Origin of the sequence: Aeromonas sp. PS2Canimalfood6 (assembly GCF_048276795.1) — a bacterium.
GTDB classification, from domain to species: Bacteria; Pseudomonadota; Gammaproteobacteria; order Enterobacterales; family Aeromonadaceae; genus Aeromonas; species Aeromonas caviae.
This window is the reverse complement of record NZ_JBLUXC010000178.1, coordinates 1-356: the sequence shown is the minus strand read 5'-3', so window position 1 is coordinate 356 and position 356 is coordinate 1. Positions and strand designations below refer to the sequence as shown.

At 52.8% G+C, this 356-nt stretch carries 1 protein-coding gene; it reads right to left on the bottom strand.

Features of this window, described 5'->3' with window-relative positions:
• On the bottom strand, nucleotides 1–356 hold a 356-nt coding region (locus ACNPAA_RS21140), incomplete at both ends, for an RNA-guided endonuclease InsQ/TnpB family protein (RefSeq protein ID WP_162624128.1).

Sequence of the window (356 nt, the reverse complement as noted above, 5' to 3'; positions counted from 1 at the left end):
TATTCGAGCTGGCGGCGCAGCTCAAACCAGCCCTGATCTAATATCGAACGATTCAGCCCTGATTTTGCCCGGACGTTGCGCCCCGGCTGGCTGGTCGTGCCCGCTGCTGATTTTGACATGCTGGCAACCTTCAAATCCTCAATGACGATCATCGCGTGGTTTTTGCTGATAGTCGTTGTGACCTTGTGAAGGTAATCGCGGCGGGTATTGGCGATATGTGAGTGCAGCCGCTGGATCTTGGCTTTTTGTTTCTTCCAGTTGCTGCTGAACTTTACCTTTTTGCTCAACTGGCGTTGGAGCCTTGCCAGCTTGGTCTGATTGGTTTTGAAGCTGTTGACGGGCTCAAACACCGTGCC